Annotated in this window: 3 protein-coding genes; all 3 read right to left on the minus strand. The window is 42.3% G+C overall.

Translation table 11 applies throughout. The features are described from left to right. Nucleotide 1: 1 nt before the first annotated feature. Entirely contained in the window at nucleotides 2-310 is a 309-nt protein-coding gene (locus GLP24_RS19695; protein WP_045038300.1) for a PTS fructose transporter subunit IIB, read from the minus strand. 407 nt (nucleotides 311-717) lie between these two features. Then, on the minus strand, nucleotides 718-1,815 hold the full coding sequence (gene rluF / locus GLP24_RS19700; protein ID WP_232568191.1) for a 23S rRNA pseudouridine(2604) synthase RluF: 1,098 nt from the start codon (nucleotides 1,813-1,815) through the stop codon (nucleotides 718-720). A 229-nt stretch (nucleotides 1,816-2,044) separates the two neighbouring features. Continuing rightward, the coding region (locus GLP24_RS19705) for an efflux RND transporter permease subunit (RefSeq protein WP_232578286.1) at nucleotides 2,045-2,707 on the minus strand (663 nt) is incomplete at its 5' end.

Consider the following 2,707-nt stretch of genomic DNA (forward strand, 5'->3'; position numbering starts at 1 on the left):
ATCATTGGCACAATTGCTGACAACGCTCAATCACAGCGGTGGCATCGACTAAGACTTCTTCGATGGTGACACAGTGAATACGACTACCGGTGAAACGAGCCCGTTGTTCAACTTCAATATCTGAGGCTATTAATACAATGTCTGCACAAGCAATATTTTTAGCCGTTAAAAAGTGCTCAATCCCCATTGCACCTTGGGTTTCGACTTGGATTTTAATCCCCATTTGATGCGCAGTTTTATTAAGTACATCCGCCGCCATATATGTGTGTGCTATACCCGTTGGGCAGGCTGTTACCGCGACAATTTTCATTTTCATCCCTAATGCTAATCATTTTAATCTTGCGTTACCTCAGTGAGATAACTGATGATGCAGGATAGCATAGGAGATAAGATATGAGCGAGGGTTTGGCACTCACTCAGCCCAATATTCGTCATCTCGGAAGTTGAGGCACGAAGCTATCCGTGATCTATTCACTGCGTGCTTGAACCTCAAAGACGCCAGCAAAAATAAGTCTGATGGATATAATTATTCTACGACGCGCTGATTGTAGATTCCCTATCTCGTTCGTAACCTCACTGTAGGGAATGACGGTGGTTGGGTTTGGCATTCACTGTAGGCGATGACGGAATTACACCAACAAAAAAAACGACAGGCTCTCGCCTATCGCTTTTCATTTATTCTTGAAACTGGCTATCTAGTTTCTTAACAACGCACTGTTACTCTTCGCGCTTTGATTTCCACTTCTTAATACCATTGCTCTTACCGCCAAAACTTGGCTTAGTATCACGGCTTGGTGCAGAAGTACGCGCTGGACGATCGTCATTATTACGACGAGCTGCATCAGTACGACCGCCACGGCTTTCATTACGACTATGACGATCTTCGTTGGTGCGACTGCTACGGTTAGCACCATCGGGACGACGATTAAACTCACCAGTACCACGGTAAGTTTTAAACTGCTTCTCAGCGGCATATTTTTCATTACGTGCTTCTTGCGCACGGTGATCATACAACTTCGCATCTGTTGCTTTAGCAATCGTACGGCCTTCAGCATCGGTTTTTGATGCTTCTTCAGTGCCGCTTGATTGTGAAATTAACTGTTGAATTTCAGTAATTTCAGCTTCAGTTAAATAACGCCATTTACCGTTTGGTAAGCCATCAATAGTGATGTTCATGATGCGTACGCGACGAAGTTTATACACTTCATAACCTAACGCTTCACACATACGACGAATTTGACGGTTTAAGCCTTGTGTTAAAACGATACGGAATGAGAAATTCGTTTCTTTCGTCACTTTACATGGCAAAGTAACCGTATCTAGAATCTCAACCCCTGATGACATTTTTTCAAGAAATTCAGGGGTAATCGCTTGGTCAACACGCACTACATATTCTTTTTCATGCGAGTTACCGGCACGAAGAATTTTATTAACGATATCACCGTCATTGGTTAAGAAAATAAGACCATCAGACGGCTTATCTAAACGACCAATCGGAAAAATACGCTTACGGTGATTAATGAAATCAATCACGTTGCCTTCAATATGGCGCTCAGTCGTACAGGTGATACCCGTTGGCTTATTAAGCGCGATATAAATTGGACGTTCTTTGCTACGTAATGGCTTATCATCAACCAATACTTCGTCTTTATCCATTACTCGCATACCCATTTCAGGCATAGTGCCATTAAGGGTTACACGTCCCTGATCAATCAGCTTGTCCGCCTCACGGCGTGAGCAATAGCCAGTATCACTGATAAATTTATTAAGTCGAACCCCTTTCGGGCTCTGCTGTTCAGTAGAATTTTGTGACATGTTTTTCTTCTATAAAGGGCTTTAGGTCGATCAGGGCAATAAACCACTTAACTGTAGTTTACTTACTCGATAGTTGTTATGAGGGGAGTTTAACTGATTGTCGATTAAAGAGGTAGTTTTGATGTAAAGCTCTTAAGTAAAGGACAAAGGGCATTTGTGTTCTGGCACCAAATAGAAATATATTCAGCATCCTCGACACTTTGCCCTCGTCCTTCGTCCCTAAATACGCTTATTTCGGTAAATCACCATGATTAATACGACCGATATAATCATGCTGCAATTCTTTCTCTAATTGCGCTTCAATATAACCTGGTGATTTGGTTTTAGCTGATAACAAGCGGTACATCGCTGGGATCACTAATAATGTTACCAAAGTGGCAAATGCCATTCCAAAGAACACCACCGTACCCACCGCGATACGACTTTCAGCACCTGCGCCAGTTGATATAATCAACGGTAAAGAACCAAACAAGGTTGTAAACGCGGTCATTAAAATAGGTCGTAATCGACGTACTGACGCATCAACAATCGCTTGTTCAAACTCAATTCCTTTATCACGCAGTTGGTTAGCAAATTCAACGATTAAAATACCGTTTTTCGTCACCATACCAATCAACATGATCATCCCAATCTGGCTATAAATATTGAGCCCTTGTCCCATTATCCATAATCCGGCAAGACCACCAAAGATCCCCATCGGTACGGTTAGCATAACCACCAGCGGGTTAATAAAGCTTTCAAACTGCGCTGCAAGTACTAAATAAGCCACCAATAGCGCCAGTCCAAATACCACTGCGATACTACTTTGGTTATCTCGGAAATCTTGTGATTCACCAGCATAGCTAATGGAGATATCAGACGGTAAGGTATCTATTGCTTGTTGATCTAAGAA

This window comes from Photobacterium carnosum (genome assembly GCF_021236965.1).
Lineage (GTDB): Bacteria > Pseudomonadota > Gammaproteobacteria > Enterobacterales > Vibrionaceae > Photobacterium > Photobacterium carnosum.